General features: G+C 60.4%; 15 protein-coding genes and 2 pseudogenes. 13 read left to right on the top strand and 4 right to left on the bottom strand.

Annotated features, from left to right (window positions below):
* Positions 1 to 6 precede the first annotated feature (6 nt).
* Positions 7 to 456: a type II secretion system major pseudopilin GspG gene (gene gspG / locus LRS56_10745; protein WDU64891.1), complete on the bottom strand. Its 450-nt coding sequence runs from the start codon at positions 454 to 456 to the stop codon at positions 7 to 9.
* Positions 457 to 602: 146 nt separating this feature from the next.
* On the opposite strand from gspG, the gene gspI reads away from it, so the two are divergent.
* A complete protein-coding gene (gspI, locus tag LRS56_10740; protein ID WDU64890.1) occupies positions 603 to 989 on the top strand; it encodes a type II secretion system minor pseudopilin GspI in 387 nt (128 codons plus the stop codon).
* Between the two features lie 6 nt (positions 990 to 995).
* Here the strand turns inward: gspI and LRS56_10735 are convergent, their stop codons facing one another.
* The gene (locus LRS56_10735) at positions 996 to 1,427 is read right to left on the bottom strand and encodes a general secretion pathway protein GspC (protein ID WDU64889.1); all 432 of its coding nucleotides are present in this window, start codon (positions 1,425 to 1,427) and stop codon (positions 996 to 998) included.
* 81 nt (positions 1,428 to 1,508) lie between these two features.
* Here LRS56_10735 and gspH point away from each other — a divergent pair, with 81 nt between their 5' ends.
* Positions 1,509 to 1,970 carry a type II secretion system minor pseudopilin GspH gene (gspH, locus tag LRS56_10730; GenBank protein WDU64888.1) on the top strand — a complete coding sequence of 154 codons (462 nt, stop codon included), beginning with the start codon at positions 1,509 to 1,511 and terminating at the stop codon, positions 1,968 to 1,970.
* Complete coding sequence (locus LRS56_10725; GenBank protein ID WDU64887.1) at positions 1,967 to 2,578, top strand: prepilin-type N-terminal cleavage/methylation domain-containing protein; 612 nt, start codon at positions 1,967 to 1,969, stop codon at positions 2,576 to 2,578. Before gspH ends, LRS56_10725 begins: the two co-directional genes overlap by 4 nt.
* A 77-nt stretch (positions 2,579 to 2,655) precedes the next feature.
* On the opposite strand, the gene LRS56_10720 is transcribed toward LRS56_10725, so the two are convergent.
* Positions 2,656 to 3,591, bottom strand: coding sequence for a helix-turn-helix domain-containing protein (locus tag LRS56_10720; protein WDU64886.1), 936 nt, complete (start codon positions 3,589 to 3,591; stop codon positions 2,656 to 2,658).
* A gap of 567 nt (positions 3,592 to 4,158) precedes the next feature.
* Between LRS56_10720 and LRS56_10715 the strand changes: the two genes are divergently transcribed.
* The 10 genes and pseudogenes from LRS56_10715 (at position 4,159) to LRS56_10670 (ending at position 14,594) form a co-directional block, all read left to right on the top strand.
* Positions 4,159 to 5,217, top strand: a complete 1,059-nt coding sequence (locus LRS56_10715) for a phenylacetaldoxime dehydratase family protein (GenBank protein ID WDU64885.1) — start codon at positions 4,159 to 4,161, stop codon at positions 5,215 to 5,217.
* Between the two features lie 133 nt (positions 5,218 to 5,350).
* On the top strand, positions 5,351 to 6,220 hold the full coding sequence (locus tag LRS56_10710; GenBank protein WDU64884.1) for a transporter: 870 nt from the start codon (positions 5,351 to 5,353) through the stop codon (positions 6,218 to 6,220).
* Positions 6,221 to 6,337: 117 nt separating this feature from the next.
* Positions 6,338 to 7,852, top strand: coding sequence for an amidase (locus tag LRS56_10705; GenBank protein ID WDU64883.1), 1,515 nt, complete (start codon positions 6,338 to 6,340; stop codon positions 7,850 to 7,852).
* 79 nt (positions 7,853 to 7,931) lie between these two features.
* On the top strand, positions 7,932 to 8,534 hold the full coding sequence (nthA, locus tag LRS56_10700; GenBank protein ID WDU64882.1) for a nitrile hydratase subunit alpha: 603 nt from the start codon (positions 7,932 to 7,934) through the stop codon (positions 8,532 to 8,534).
* 55 nt (positions 8,535 to 8,589) lie between these two features.
* The gene (gene nthB / locus LRS56_10695; GenBank protein WDU64881.1) at positions 8,590 to 9,234 is read left to right on the top strand and encodes a nitrile hydratase subunit beta; all 645 of its coding nucleotides are present in this window, start codon (positions 8,590 to 8,592) and stop codon (positions 9,232 to 9,234) included.
* A pseudogene (locus tag LRS56_10690) lies at positions 9,231 to 10,486 on the top strand (GTP-binding protein). The gene nthB and the pseudogene LRS56_10690 overlap by 4 nt, the downstream one beginning before the upstream one ends.
* Positions 10,431 to 10,829 (top strand): annotated as a pseudogene (locus tag LRS56_10685) (methyl-accepting chemotaxis protein). Before LRS56_10690 ends, LRS56_10685 begins: the two co-directional pseudogenes overlap by 56 nt.
* 87 nt (positions 10,830 to 10,916) lie before the next feature.
* The gene (locus tag LRS56_10680; protein ID WDU64880.1) at positions 10,917 to 12,557 is read left to right on the top strand and encodes an AMP-binding protein; all 1,641 of its coding nucleotides are present in this window, start codon (positions 10,917 to 10,919) and stop codon (positions 12,555 to 12,557) included.
* An 11-nt stretch (positions 12,558 to 12,568) separates the two neighbouring features.
* On the top strand, positions 12,569 to 13,144 hold the full coding sequence (locus LRS56_10675) for a TetR/AcrR family transcriptional regulator (GenBank protein WDU64879.1): 576 nt from the start codon (positions 12,569 to 12,571) through the stop codon (positions 13,142 to 13,144).
* Between the two features lie 238 nt (positions 13,145 to 13,382).
* On the top strand, positions 13,383 to 14,594 hold the full coding sequence (locus LRS56_10670; protein ID WDU64878.1) for a pectate lyase: 1,212 nt from the start codon (positions 13,383 to 13,385) through the stop codon (positions 14,592 to 14,594).
* A gap of 113 nt (positions 14,595 to 14,707) precedes the next feature.
* Here LRS56_10670 and LRS56_10665 read toward each other — a convergent pair whose 3' ends face one another.
* Positions 14,708 to 15,175 carry a contact-dependent growth inhibition system immunity protein gene (locus LRS56_10665; protein WDU64877.1) on the bottom strand — a complete coding sequence of 156 codons (468 nt, stop codon included), beginning with the start codon at positions 15,173 to 15,175 and terminating at the stop codon, positions 14,708 to 14,710.
* Between the last annotated feature and the right edge of the window lie 125 nt (positions 15,176 to 15,300).

The raw sequence follows: 15,300 nt of genomic DNA, 5'->3' as shown, positions 1-15,300 counted from the left end.
CAGCGCTTAGAGCTGCCAGGAGCCGATATCGGCGTTCACGCCGTCGCCGTCAGGTTGCCCGTCTGCGCCGAGGGAGAAGATGTCGACTTCGCCGTTCGCGCCAGGGTTCAGGTAATGGTAAGGACGCCCCCACGGGTCATTGGGCAAACGCTCCAGGTAGGAGCGCCAGTTGCTGTTCTTGGCGTCCGCCGGGCGCTCCACCAACACTTTGAGCCCTTGGTTCATGCTCGGGTAAGTGCCGTGGTCGAGGCGATAGAGCTTGAGTGCCTGCATCAGGCCGGCGACATCCTGCCTGGCCGCCGTGGCCCTGGCCTGGTCCGGGCGGTCGAGCACCTTGGGCACGACCATGGCTGCGAGGATCCCGAGGATCACCACCACCACCATGATCTCGATCAGGGTGAACCCCTGCTGGCCACGGCCACCTGCAGACTGAAATTTGACGCGAGCGATATCCATATCAACCATCCTTGGCTTGTGTGCAATTCGGCGCGCAGTGTAACAAATGAACTAAATGGTGTATTGAAAAAACTCAGCAGCACGCTGGGACTTTTGCGTGTTTTCGAGTGTTATCCTGCACGCCGATTTCCGCTGAAGAGTCACCCATGGAGCTGTCGCGCAAGGAGCAAGGTTTTACATTGATCGAGGTGCTGGTCGCGTTGGCGATTATCGCCGTGGCCATGGCGGCGGCCGTGCGCGTTGCGGGCCTGATGACCCAGAGCAATGGGCTGCTGCGTGACCGATCACTGGCGCTGCTGGCGGCGCAGGGCCGACTGGCCGAGCTGCGCCTGACAGGCCGCCTGGCACCGGGGCATAAAGCCTTCGAATGTGATCAGGGGCGTCTGCAGCTGCGCTGTGAGCAAGTGATCGCTCCGAGCGCAGAGCCACGGCTGATGCGCGTCACGCTGCAGGTCTGGGACCGTGAACGCGAGGCACCGCCGTTGGCGCGGCTCGAGACGCTGCTCGCCCAACCCCTGGAAAAGCGCGAATGAGCCGGCTCAGGGCCGGGTCAATCGTGGCATCGACGGGGCGTCGGGCAGCGTGCTGACCTTGAATCGAGTCCGCTCGGCGCCGCGTTCAATCACCACGGTGTCCCGCTCAATCGCCACCAGGCGCACACCCAGGGTCAGCCGCTCACCCACCAGAAAGCCGCGGGGTGGCGTGCCGTTGAGACTAAGGATCGCGACTGCGCCATGCGCACCGGTCATCATCCCCGAAACCTTGATATCCAGCACTGCAGGCCTATTGGAAAACCACTGCAATGCAGGGCTGTCGACCGCTACTGCGGCGCTTTCGCGCTCTGCTGGCGGTGCGCTGGATTCGGCCGGAGTCAGCAGCAGCGCTGACCAGACCAACACGCCCGCCAGCGTCGCGAGCAACGCCGCCGACTGTACACATTGCGCGGGCGATAACCGAAAAGTGTATGCCAAGACCAAACCTCCTTGTTGTCCTGTCACGCAGTCTACAGGACAACTCTCGGTTTTTTCTCCACGACGGCGGAGCGTTGCGTGATGACACAGGCCAGGCAACAAGGCTTTACCCTGATCGAACTGATGGTGGTACTTATCATCATCGGTATCGCCAGTGCGGCGGTCGGCCTGAGTATCAAGCCCGACCCGTTGCACCTGCTGCGCCAGGACGCCAATCGCCTGGTCCAACTGCTGCAGGTTGCCCAGGCCGAAGCCTTGGCCGACGGGCGCCCAATCACTTGGCTTGCGGATAGCAAAGGTTTTCGCTTCAGCCGCCGCAATGAACAAGGTACCGGCTTCGATCAGTTCAACAGCGACCCGCAACTGCGTCCGCGTGCGTGGGACACCCCGGCGATTCAGCTACGCGTCACCCCCAAACAACGGGTAGTACTCAACCCCGAGTGGTTCGATACGCCATTGCAGCTGCAACTTTCGGACGGTCAGAACAGCCTTTCGGTACTGCGCACCGCGGCCGGGCAATTTCGCGTGCAGGCCATGCCATGAATACTCGACAGCACGGCTTTACGCTGATTGAAGTGATGGTGGCGATCATGCTCATGGCGATTGTCAGCCTGATTGCCTGGCGCGGCCTCGACAGCGTGAGCCGCACCGACCAGCATCTGCAGGCGAGCACCGAACACACCGAAGCCATACTGCGCGTCCTCAACCAGCTGGAACGCGACCTGGCCCTGCGCGCCAGCACCGAATTGCGCGTGCCGAACCTTACCGGGCAACAGACCGAACCTGCGCAAGCGCCGCCGGCAATCAGCGTACGCAGCGCGGACAATCAGCGCTTTCGCCTCGATGTGATCCGCAGCGCAGCCGCGTCGGCAGACGGTTTGCAACGGGTACGCTGGTGGCTGCAGGGCCAAACCCTCTATCGTGCAGCAGCACCTGCGCGTAGCCGCTACCCGCTTCCCGCACCGGACGAAGGAGTGGCCGTATTGGATAAGGTGAGTGACCTGCAGGTGCGGGTCTGGGAGCCTGGCCAGGGTTGGCGTCAGCTGAGCGGCAATCGCAAGGACGAACCCCTGGGCCTGGAGATCAAACTGACTCGCCAGACGTTACAGGGAGCAGAACATTATCGGCAGGTAGTGGGCCCACTGGATTAGGTACGCCGCCGTCAGCTTACCCGGGGCAGAAGGGGCGCTGGCCTTCGGGCATGTCGGCATTGCCGACCCCGGCAATTTCAGCTGCGGCGTAAAAGTGTATTCGGCGCCACACCAAACGCTTTACGAAACGCATGGCTGAAATGGGAGAAGTCAGAGAACCCGAAGTCCAGCGCCGCCTCGGACACGCTGCGTACCTGGCCGCGCTCGATCGCTTCACGACTGGCATTCAGGCGCTCTTTCCAAATCTCAGCAACCGGGGTTTTCTGGTAGCGTGCGAAGGCCCGCGTAACGGTGCGGGTGGACACATTGTGGGCCTTGGCGATGGCTTCAATCGACAGGTCCGGCTCGGTCAAGTGGCGCTGGATGTACTGCATGATGCGGCCGTAGAGGTCCATTTCCTGGTGGCTTGTTTTCAGGTCCTGGAGTTCCAGGCTGATCACAAGCAGATCCAGCAAAGCACTTGAGTAACGATTCGAGATGCGCTCATCCTGCAGCGATGCAGGCGTGCTCGCGGCCTGATGCAGCATTTCGCGTAACGGAACTACCCCAGGGCGCCGGTCGTCGAGGACCATCGCGGTGTACTCCGCAATACGCGGCAAACGCTCGGTCAGCAACGCTCGCGGAATACGCACCAAGTGGTTTTCGGTACCACCCAGGCTGAAGCGAAACGCCTGAGTTGCGTCATAAAGAAACAAACTGCCGGTTGCCAGGCTAGCTTTTCTTGACCCTTGTTCTATTTGCCCGTGACCATTTCGAGCGAAACCCAACCATAAATCCTCGGCCGGGCCGCTGCGCAGGTGCTGCTCGGAACGCTCCCAATAATGCAACGGCGAAGACAGCGAACAGATGTCCAGCTCGCCGACGGTATTGATGGCGAGCGAGCCATCAAAGCTGCTCTGGGATAAGGGTTTGCTATCGGCCGCCAGGCAATGGCGACAGACCACTTCCTTCCAATAATCAAAGCGACGTGGTGCAGGAACGGCAAGGGTCGAATACTGGGTGCTTGGGTTCATGACACTGACCTCGACAACGATGCAAGAGGCGCCCGAGAGGTTGTAACGTGCGGCCAATTTTCAGCGATGAAAAGCAATTAACAGGCCAAGCACATTGGCAGGCAGGCTTGAGTGCCCTGCCCTGTGATGTCCATCGCGACTGTCGGTAGCCTTCGGAGGCTGTCACCCTGCGCGGTCATCACCATTTAAGGGCACAGCACGTCACACGGTTGGCTCACGCGCACCAGCGCGGACCACGGGCGAACGTCCGTTTCAGCCTTGTCTTTTCCAACCAAACGGTTGTCTCGCCGAACAAAGCGCACCCTCCTCCCCCAGCCTAATTTCCACCTCACAGCAGCTCATACCCCCGCTGATGAGGCACGCCATGCATCGACACTACTCACAACGATTGGCTGATTCCTCCTGGCTTCTGCACAGGCGCGACCTTGCGCCTGAAGAATCGGCTTTTTGGTTGATTGAATGGGGGCCATGCAGCTGCTGCACCGACGGCAGATCGCCAAGCGCGACCCGCCGCCGACGCGCTGACGCCCACCCGTAGGCCTGAACGAAAATAACGAGGAGTTAAAGATGGAATCCGCAATCGACACACATCTCAAATGCCCACGCACCCTGTCCCGCCGTGTGCCCGACGAGTATCAACCGCCGTTCCCGATGTGGGTCGCACGCGCTGACGAGCAACTGGAGCAAGTGGTGATGGCTTATCTCGGCGTGCAATATCGCGGTGGCGCCCAGCGCGAGCCTGCCTTGCAGGCGATGCGTCACATCGTCGGCAGTTTCAGCCTGGCCGATGGCCCGCAGACCTATGACTTGACCCATCACACCGACAGCAGCGGCTTTGATAATTTGATTGTGGTCGGGTACTGGAAAGACCCGGCCGCCCACTGTCGCTGGTTGCGCTGCGCCCAGGTGAATGACTGGTGGAGTTCGCCGGATCGGCTCGGTGAAGGTCTTGGATACTTCCGCGAAATCACCGCCCCGCGCACCGAGCAGTTCGAGACGCTGTACGCCTTTCAGGAGAATCTGCCCGGTGTCGGCGCGGTGATGGATACCACCAGCGGCGAGATCGAGGAACACGGTTACTGGGGCTCGATGCGCGACCGCTTCCCGATCTCCCAGACCGACTGGATGAAGCCCACCCGCGAGCTCCAAGTGATCGCGGGTGACCCGGCCCTGGGCGGACGGGTGGTGGTCCTGGGGCATGACAACCTCACACTGATTCGTTCGGGCCAGGACTGGGCGGATGCCGAGGCAGAGGAGCGCTCGCTCTATCTCGACGAAATTTTGCCGACGTTGCAGGACGGCATGGACTTCCTGCGTGACAACGGCCAGCCGTTGGGCTGCTACAGCAACAGGTTCGTGCGCAATATCGACCTGGACGGCAACTTTCTCGACCTGAGCTACAACATCGGTCACTGGCGCTCAGTGGAGAAGCTCGAGCGCTGGGCTGAATCCCACCCGACGCACCTGCGTATTTTCGTGACGTTTTTCCGCGTGGCCGCGGGCTTGAAGAAGTTAAGGCTGTACCACGAAGTGTCCGTGTCGGACGCCAAGAGCCAGGTCTTCGAGTACATCAACTGTCATTCGCAGACCGGCATGTTGCGCGATGCCGCTGCCGCGCCAGCCTGACCCTCAACACCGATAAATGCAGCCTGGATGAGGATGGTCCTTGCCCCCGTCTGCCCGCGAACTCACGCCACTATCTTTTGGGCTCCCCTCTCTAGCGCATGGGACAGGAGCCACTTTTTCCAGGAATTTGATCATGAAATTGAGTCGAATGGTGCTTGTGCTGGGAATGTTGCCGTTTGTCAAAAGCCAGGCGCTTGAAGTAGCGCCGGGAGATTTCGAGCCACTGCCCGCCGGGGCCAATGCCGTGCTGTTCTACTACCAACACGCACAACGGTCTGACCTTTATCAGGACGGCCATAGAACCTCCGATAATGCCAAGCTCAGCTCAGACGTGGGCATCCTGCGTTACATCCATGCCGTAGGACTTTCCGAGAACCTGTCATGGGAACCGCAGATATTGCTGCCGTTCGGTTACATGAACGCCTCGGGCGATACCGGGTCGCTGGGTGACACTCATGGCGTAGGCGACCCGATTCTCACCGCCCCCCTCAAGTGGACGTTACCCACTGCGAACAAAGATGTGTTCGCCCTCGCCCCCTATCTGTACATCCCAATCGGCAGCTACAACAAAAATGATGCGTTGAACCTCGGCGAGAACCGCTGGCGGGCGACGTTACAAGCGGCCTACATCCACCACTTTTCCGCGCAATGGGCGTTGGACACCGTCGCGGACGCTTCCTGGGTCTCGACCAACAATGACTACGGCGCCGCGCGTGCCAAGCTCGAAGAAAACACCCGGTACGAATACCAAGCCGCCGTTCGCTACAACTGGACGCCCAGCACCACATTCGCACTCGGCGGGGGTTACGTCACCGGGGCCGCAACGACCGTGGACGGCGTTGACCAGCACGACGGTGTCTCGACGTCCTACGCACGTTTTACCGTCACCCACTTTGTCGATCCCACGCTGCAACTCCAGGCGCAACTCGGCAAGGACATCGACGTGGAGCAAGGCTTCAAGGAAGGCGCACGCCTGAATCTGCGCATCTTGAAAGTGTTCTGAAGCGCTATGTCCTTTTAAACCAAGTGAGTGTCCTGCTCAGCCATGCGCACACCGCTATAGATGCCTAATTTGAGCCCCATTGCCACCAGATTGAATTGATCAAAAGACAGGAAAACCATGGCCATTATTCGTCCAACGCTTGATCAGCTTTTAGCCATCGCCCGTCAGTTGAACATGCAACTGACGCACGAGCAGGCCGTGTCATATCTGGAACTCATGCAGCCGAGTTTCGATGCCTACGACCTGGTCGACGAACTGTGCGATTTTGTTCCACCCGTTCGCTACGACCGCAGTTCAGGCTATCGACCCTCGGCCAAGGAAAACCTGCTGAACGCCTGGTACTACCGGACTGAAGTGAATGGCGCCCGTGAAGGACTGCTGGCCGGCAAGACCGTGGCGCTCAAAGACAACATCGCCTTGGCCGGCGTACCGATGATGAACGGCGCTGCGCCGCTGGAAGGCTTTGTACCGGGCTTCGATGCCACCGTGGTCACGCGTTTGCTCGATGCCGGCGCGACCATCCTCGGCAAAGCCACCTGCGAGCACTACTGCCTGTCGGGGGGCAGCCATACCTCTGACCCGGCCCCGGTGCACAATCCCCATCGTCACGGTTATGCCGCTGGTGGCTCCTCATCGGGCAGTGCCGCATTGGTCGCCGCCGGCGAGGTGGACATCGCCGTGGGTGGCGATCAAGGCGGGTCCATTCGAATCCCATCGGCGTTCTGCGGCACCTACGGTATGAAACCGACCCATGGGCTGGTGCCTTACACCGGCATCATGGCGATTGAAGCCACGATCGATCATGCAGGCCCCATCACTGCCAACGTGAGCGACAACGCGCTGATGCTGCAGGCCATGGCCGGTTCGGATGGCCTCGACCCACGCCAGGCGGCGCCGCAGGTCGATGACTATTGCAGTTACCTGGCGCGTGGCGTGAGCGGGCTCAGAATCGGTGTGCTGCAGGAAGGGTTTGCGCTGGCCAACCAGGATCCTCGCGTGGCTGACAAGGTGCGCGAAGCCATCGCCCGTCTCGAGGCGTTGGGTGCGAAGGTCGAGCCGGTGTCCATTGCCGAACACAACCTGGCAGGGTCGCTGTGGCACCCCATCGGTTGCGAAGGGTTGACCATGCAGATGATGCATGGCAACGGCGCGGGCTTTAACTGGAAAGGACTTTACGACGTCGCTCTGCTGGACAAACAGGCCGCATGGCGCGAGCAGGCCGACCAGCTCTCGGCGTCGCTCAAACTCTGTATGTTCGTCGGTCAATACGGCCTGACGCACTACAACGGGCGTTACTACGCCAAGGCCCAGAACCTCGCACGCTTTGCCCGGCAAGGCTATGACAAGGCGCTGCAGACCTATGACTTGCTGGTGATGCCGACCACCCCCATCACTGCCCAACCCCACCCGGCAACGGGTTGCTCGATCACTGAGTACGTGGCACGCGCCCTGGAAATGATCGGCAACACCGCGCCACAGGACATCACCGGGCATCCCGCCATGTCGATTCCGTGCGGCCTGGTAGACGGCCTTCCCGTCGGGCTGATGCTGGTCGCCAAGCACTATGCAGAAGGCACGATCTACCAAGCCGCAGCGGCGTTTGAAGCAGCAGTGGACTGGCGGACGCTCTGAGCCTCTTAACCCGAAGAACTATAAGAAAGACCGGCACGTTTCAATCACCGCACAACCGTTGACTGACAGGAGATACCTGATGAGTACATCCATTTCCACGACCGCGACCACTTCAACCCCTGGTGAACGCGCATGGGCGCTGTTTCAAGTTCTCAAGAGCAAGGAACTCATTCCGGAGGGTTACGTCGAGCAACTCACACAATTGATGGAGCACGACTGGAGCCCGGAAAACGGCGCCCGTGTGGTCGCCAAGGCCTGGGTTGATCCGCAGTTCCGCGCGCTGTTGCTCAAGGACGGCACCGCCGCATGCGCCCAGTTCGGCTATACCGGCCCTCAGGGCGAGTACATCGTGGCGCTGGAAGATACGCCCGGGGTCAAGAACGTCATAGTCTGCAGCCTGTGCTCCTGCACAAACTGGCCTGTCCTCGGGTTGCCACCTGAGTGGTACAAGGGCTTTGAGTTCCGTGCGCGCCTGGTCCGGGAAGGCCGCACCGTGCTGCGCGAACTGGGCACTGAGTTGCCGAGCGACACGGTGGTCAAGGTCTGGGATACCAGCGCCGAAAGCCGTTACCTGGTGCTGCCGCAAAGGCCTGAAGGCTCCGAGCACATGACGCAAGAGCAGCTTCAGAAACTGGTGACCAAAGACGTGCTGATTGGCGTCGCTCTGCCCCACGCCGGTTGAAAAAAGCTGGCTCAGAACAACCACTCATCATTGTTCAATTCCCGGAGTTTTAATTATGGATGGCTTTCACGATCTCGGCGGTTTCCAAGGCTTTGGCAAAGTCCCTCACACCATCAATAGCCTGAGCTACAAACAGGTGTTCAAGCAGGACTGGGAGCACCTGGCGTACAGCTTGATGTTTATCGGTGCCGATCACTTGAAGAAGTTCAGCGTCGACGAGGTGCGCCATGCCGTCGAACGCCTGGACGTGCGCCAGCATGTCGGCACCCAGTACTACGAACGCTACGTCATCGCGACCGCCACCCTGCTGGTCGAAACCGGCGTGATCACCCAGGCGGAGCTTGATCAGGCCCTGGGTTCTCACTTCAAGCTGGCAAACCCCGCGCATGCTGAAGGTCGCCCGGCGATCACTGGCCGAGCGCCTTTTGAAGTCGGCGACCGGGTTGTCGTGCGCGACGAGTATGTGGCCGGGCATATCCGCATGCCCGCCTACGTACGCGGCAAGGAAGGTGTGGTGCTGCACCGCACTTCAGAAAAATGGCCGTTCCCGGACGCGATTGGTCATGGCGACTTGAGCGCGGCGCATCAGCCGACCTATCACGTCGAGTTTCGCGTGAAAGACCTGTGGGGGGATGCAGCCGATGACGGTTTCGTGGTGGTCGACCTGTTCGAAAGCTACCTGGACAAGGCCGCCGTATGATTGAGCGCGCCCAGGCGGGCCGACTGCCGGTGACCGTGCTTTCCGGCTTCCTCGGCGCCGGCAAAACCACTCTGCTCAATCATATCTTGCGCAATCGCGACGGCCTGAGAGTGGCAGTCATCGTCAATGATATGAGCGACGTCAACATCGATGCCGAAGAGGTGCAGCGCGACGTAGCGCTGCACCGTGGTCGCGATGAGTTGATCGAGATGAGCAATGGCTGTATCTGCTGCACGCTGCGCGCCGACTTGCTCGAGCAGATCAGTGCCTTGGCACGCCAGCAACGTTTTGACTACCTGCTCATTGAGTCCACGGGGATCTCCGAGCCGATGCCGGTTGCCGAGACGTTCGCGTTTCTTGACGCCGAAGGCTTCAGCCTCAGCGAACTGGCGCGGCTCGATACCTTGGTCACGGTGGTCGATGGCAGTCGTTTTCAGGCGTTGCTCGAGTCGCCGGATTTCGTGGCCCGCGACGACGCACAAGCGGACACACCCAAACGCCATCTGGCAGATCTGCTGATTGAGCAGGTGGAGTACGCCAACGTCATTCTCGTCAACAAACTGGACCTGATCGACGAGGCTGGTTACCAGGCTGTGCACGCGATCCTCGCCGGCCTTAACCCGACCGCCCGGATCATGCCGATGACACACGGCAATGTTGAGCTATCAGGCATTCTCGGTACCCATCTGTTTGACTTGCCCAGCCTGGCGGCATCGCCCGGCTGGATGCAAAAATGCAGGCCGACGACACACCGGCCTCCGAGTCGGACACCTATGGCGTGACGTCATGGGTGTACCGCGAGCGAGCGCCCTTTCACCCACAGCGATTACTCGATTTTCTGCAGCGCCCCTGGCGCAACGGGCGCCTGTTGCGCAGCAAGGGTTACTTCTGGCTCGCCAGCCGGCACCTGGAAACCGGCCTGCTGGTGCACAGCGGCAAACAGTTCCAGTGGGACTATGTGGGGCGCTGGTGGAACTTCATCGAGCAGTCGCAATGGCCGCGGGATGAATATCGGTTGCAGAGCATCATGACCAAGTGGGACAGCATTGTCGGCGATTGCCGGCAGGAGTTGGTCTTTATCGGCCAGGAGCTGGATACCCATGCGTTACAGCGCGAGCTCGACGACTGCCTGCTGAGCACTGAGGAAATCGCCGCCGGCCCATCAGCCTGGCAGACCCTGCCGGGGGCGAAAGTCTTTGACGCCCAGGCGTTATCAGCCCCAACGCCATCCTTGCAGGCTGATCCCATTTGACCGAGGTAGAGGTGCACCATGCTTTTTTTCCGCCGTACCACTCGCTGGGTCTTGGCGCCGCTCGCCGACCGACTGGAGCAGCCTGATCAAGCGAGCCCGCCATGAAGAAAGCACGATGCGCGAGGCGCAGGCGCAACAACATCGGGTGATGCAGGAAACCCTCACCAAGCTCACACAGATTGTTGCCACCATCCAGGGCATTGCCAGCCAGACCAACCTGTTGGCGTTGAATGCCGCCATTGAGGCGGCGCGAGCCGGCGAAGCCGGGCGCGGGTTTGCGGTGGTCGCCGATGAAGTGCGCAAGCTGGCCACGCGGACCAGCCAGGCGACCCAGCAAGCGGCCGAGATGATGGACAACTAGCTACAACCCTGCGCCTGCGCGGCTTGCGTGGGCACTGGGCAAATTCCAACAATAATAATCAGGTACGTTATGCGCGATTACGACTCAGCACTGTCATCCTTCGACTATCTACAACTGGCGGCCCAGGACTTGCAAGGCGAGCCGGGAGCCTTGAACGCCTGCATCGAATGCTGCGACCGGCACGCCGATGGCAATGCCGTGGCGTTGTACTGCGAAACGCGCGATGGGCGCGCCACGCGCTACACCTTCAGCGAACTGCAGGCGCACGCTGCGCGCTTCGGCAACTTTCTGCGAGCGCAAGGGATCCGGCCGGGAGATCGTGTCGCCGGCCTGATGCCACGCACGGTTGAACTGGTGATTACTATCCTGGGGGCCTGGCGCATCGGTGCGGTCTACCAACCGCTCTTTACCGCATTCGGGCCCAAGGCGATCGAGCAGCGATTGGACTGCTCCAGGGCACGCTGGATCGTGACCGATTCCCTCAACCGTCCCAAGCTGGACGACATCCCCGACTGCCCCCACGTCATCGTGACCGACGCAACCCCAGAGCACTCGAGCGACTACGCTTTCTGGGATGCACTGGGCCGTCAACCGGCCGACTGCACGCCTGAGCTGCTGGACGCGAGTGCACCTTTCCTGCTGATGTGTACCTCGGGCACCACAGGGCCGGCCAAGCCGCTTGAGGTGCCTTTGAGCGCCATTCTGGCCTTCAAAAGTTATATGCGCGACTCAATAGACCTGCGCGAAGACGACCATTTCTGGAACCTCGCCGACCCCGGCTGGGCCTATGGCTTGTATTACGCAGTCACCGGGCCACTGGCGTGCGGCCGGGCCACGCTGTTCCATGACGGCCCTTTCAGCGTGGAAAGCACCTGCCGGATTATCACCCAGTATGCGATCAGCAACCTGGCCGGCTCGCCCACGGCCTATCGCCTGCTGATTGCTGCCGGGGCCGAGTTCGCCGACGCGGTACGCGGCCAGCTGCGTATCGTCAGCAGCGCCGGCGAACCGCTCAACCCGCAAGTCATTCGCTGGTTCGCCGAACAGCTCGGCGTGGTGATTCACGACCATTACGGCCAAACCGAAATCGGCATGGTGCTGTGCAATCACCACGGGCTACGCCATCCGGTACGTGAGGGTTCTGCCGGTTACGCGGTGCCGGGGTACCGGATTGTCGTGCTGGATGATGCGCACCGGGAATTACCGGCGGGTCAGCCGGGCGTACTGGCGGTGGATCGCGAGCGCTCGCCCCTGTGCTGGTTCAATGGCTACCTTCACATGCCCACCAAGGCCTTTGTCGACCGTTACTACTTGAGCGGCGATATCGTGGAGCTTAACGAGGACGGCAGTATCAGCTTTGTAGGCCGTAACGACGATGTGATCACCACGTCTGGCTACCGCGTGGGGCCTTTCGATGTCGAGAGTGCGCTGATCGAACATCCGGCAGTCGTCGAAGCCGCGGTGATCGGCAAGCCCGACCCGCAACGTACCGAGCTGATCAAGGCGTTTGTCGTGCTGAACCGGCAGTACCTGCCCAGTGCCGAGTTGGCGGAAACCCTGCGCCTGCATGTCCGACAGCGCCTGGCTGCACATGCGTACCCACGGGAAATCGAGTTCGTCGAACAACTGCCCAAGACCCCCAGTGGCAAGTTGCAGCGGTTCATTCTGCGCAACCAGGAAATTGCCAAACAGCAGGCACTCGACACATGAGCCACGGGCGGATGGTTCCTGTGCTGAGCCGCTCGGAGTTTCAGCGCAGAGCCCTGGAGCTGTTCCAGCAACGTAGTTTCAGCCAGGTCAGCATGCGCGAATTGGCGGCGCATCTTGGAATCACCCCGGGCGCGATTTATCACCATGTAGAGAGCAAGGAAGCAATGCTGTTGGAATGGCTGATAGAGCTGTATCAGGCGTTGTTGTCGCACATCGAGCTGATCAAACGCCGAAAATTGACGCCCGCGCAACGCCTGACAAAACTGATCGAAGGCCATCTTAAATTGCATGAACAAATGACCGCGCACTTCAAGTTGGCGGTCATGGATGCCAATTGCCTGGGCGCCCCGATGCAGGCAAGCGTTGAGCGATTGAGGCTGGCCTATGAGTCAGAATTCATGAAGTTGGTCGACCAACTAAGCCATCAGCCCGGCGGGCCGTTGCGCGAGGGTGCGCTCACAGCGATTTTGCCGATGCTGAACAGCCTGCCCACATGGCTGAGCCCGACGATGGATAAAGGTCAGCGTCGGCTTATTACAAAGACCATCGCCGATGCGGTAATACACGCCATAAACGCCCTGCCTTGAGTACCCCAGCCAGGCTCTGAAATTCAAAGCGGGCTCAGGCCGGGTGCCCGGTGCCAGCGCTCACAGCTGAACATCAGCTGAAGAAAAACCCTATCGCACTCAAATTGTTTGATAAATGTCGGCATGTATTCAGATCATGGCTGGCCTGTTCGGCAAGGCTTGGCCGCCTGTATTGACGCATTCAGGAAAACCCCGTTGAGGCTTGTACCCCCCCCTTTTCCGATGCCTGTCCGCATCCGTGTTATCTGCCTCCCTGCTGCTGCCGCAGCCCTCTCTGGCAGCCAGTCATCCCGACGGTTTTGCCAAGGCCGTAACCGGTGGTGGCGAGGCTGCGGCCGTGCATCCGGCCACGGCGTCCGAACTGAAGAATTCGCTGTGTGCGAGCTTCGACACGCGCGGCAATTGCACCGATGACACACCTCGGGTTATCGCCCTGGACCATATCGTCGATTTCCGCGGCTCGGTTGTTTCCGACGGCAGCGCCCAAGTGACCGAGGCCGGCTGCATGGCCAACGCCTGTCCCCATGGCGGTGGGCAATGGGCGATCGACGGTGCCAACCATTTCTGCCAGTCGAAATCGCCCGCCACGGTGACCTATGACAAAGCAGGCTTGCAGCGCCTGAAGATCGGTTCCAACAAGACCCTATTGGGCGTTGGGCCCCATGCCGGTATCCAGGGCATGGGGTTGTTCATCGGGAGTGGCGCGCACAATGTCATCGTGCGCAACCTGACCCTCTCGGACATCAACCCACGCGTGGTCTGGGGCGGCGACGCACTCACCCTGGACGACGCCGACGGCGTGTGGATCGACCACAACACCTTTGCGCATATTGGCCGGCAGATGCTCGTGACTGGCTGGGGCAGCGCGACCCATGTGACGATTTCCAACAACGAGTTCGATGGCCGCACGCCCTACTCGGCGACCTGCGATGGGCACCATTACTGGGTATGGCTGTTTCTGGGCCATCACGACACCCTGACGCTGCTCAGAAACTATGTGCATGACACCTCGGGTCGGGCGCCCCACTCCGGCGGAATGGGCAATGCCGAGGTACGCGCGCAACTGGTCAATAACGTGTTTGCCCATCTGACGTATCAGGGCGCGATCATGTCGCGTACTGCCAGCTCCCATTTGCTGGTGGAAGGCAATGACTTCGAAGACGTGTCGCACCCGCTGTTCAACGATACACGGCAACCGGGCACGGCTTACGCCCTCTTCGCTTCAGCTGCGCAGTCAACCAATGATGCCTGCCAGGCCGCACTCGGCAGACCCTGTGTGGCTAACCAGCAGCACCTGAGTGGCGATGACTATCGCCCCCAGGATGCATCTGTGCTGGAGGCGTTCAAGCAATACCGTGAATACCTTATTGCACCGCAGCCTGCCGGGATTGCGCGAATTGAAGTCCCACGCGACGCGGGTGCGGGCCATGCCAATACGGGTAGCCACTGATGCGACGGCTCCTGCCGCTGATGGCTACGTGCAAACGCAGGTGGCCGCGGTCGGTTTTATACGCCAGCGTTGAGACTGCTCCACTGACTGCGCGTTACGTCAGTGGAGCCCCATCACGTACAGCGGCTAAAGGCCAAGCGCAAGGCCGCACCGATTTCAGCAGGGCTACTCGCGAAGGGAACAGTCACATACAGACTTTCACCGATGCCCTTGCCGCTCCAGAACTCGAGTTTTTCATGGTGACTGGGGCGAATGGTTATCTGCCCTTCCTTACGCTCGATACTGCACTTTTTCATGTCTTTGAATAATGCACGCCGGGTCTTGTAGCCACAGCGCTCCAACATACTGCCCACCCATTGCTCATAGCGCTGAGTGGTCAGCGTAGGGTCGTACAGGTCCCGGTCAAACGTAGCTTCAGGGTGAATCCACACATCCTCACGCGGCTGGGCAAGCACAAACCGGCTATGCGCCAATGCATCCAATACGGCCTCACCCCTGATCACTGATATCAGCGCCGGCGTGATGCTCGACCCCCAGCGGGTCGGCTCGGCTGCTTCGATAGCCGGAGTAAGTCCTGACATACACAAGCTCGTTGTTAATGCCTGCATCCGCCCAGGCTGTTTTCACAACATCAATATTCATTTTAATGCGCCGAGGTGATTTTTACGGTAACGCCCTGGCTGCGCCCATGTTCAGAGTTTGGGGT

The sequence above is a fragment of the Pseudomonas poae genome, assembly GCA_028869255.1.
In the GTDB taxonomy this organism is placed as follows: domain Bacteria; phylum Pseudomonadota; class Gammaproteobacteria; order Pseudomonadales; family Pseudomonadaceae; genus Aquipseudomonas; species Aquipseudomonas poae_C.
This window is presented reverse-complemented; position numbering and strand designations above follow the sequence as displayed.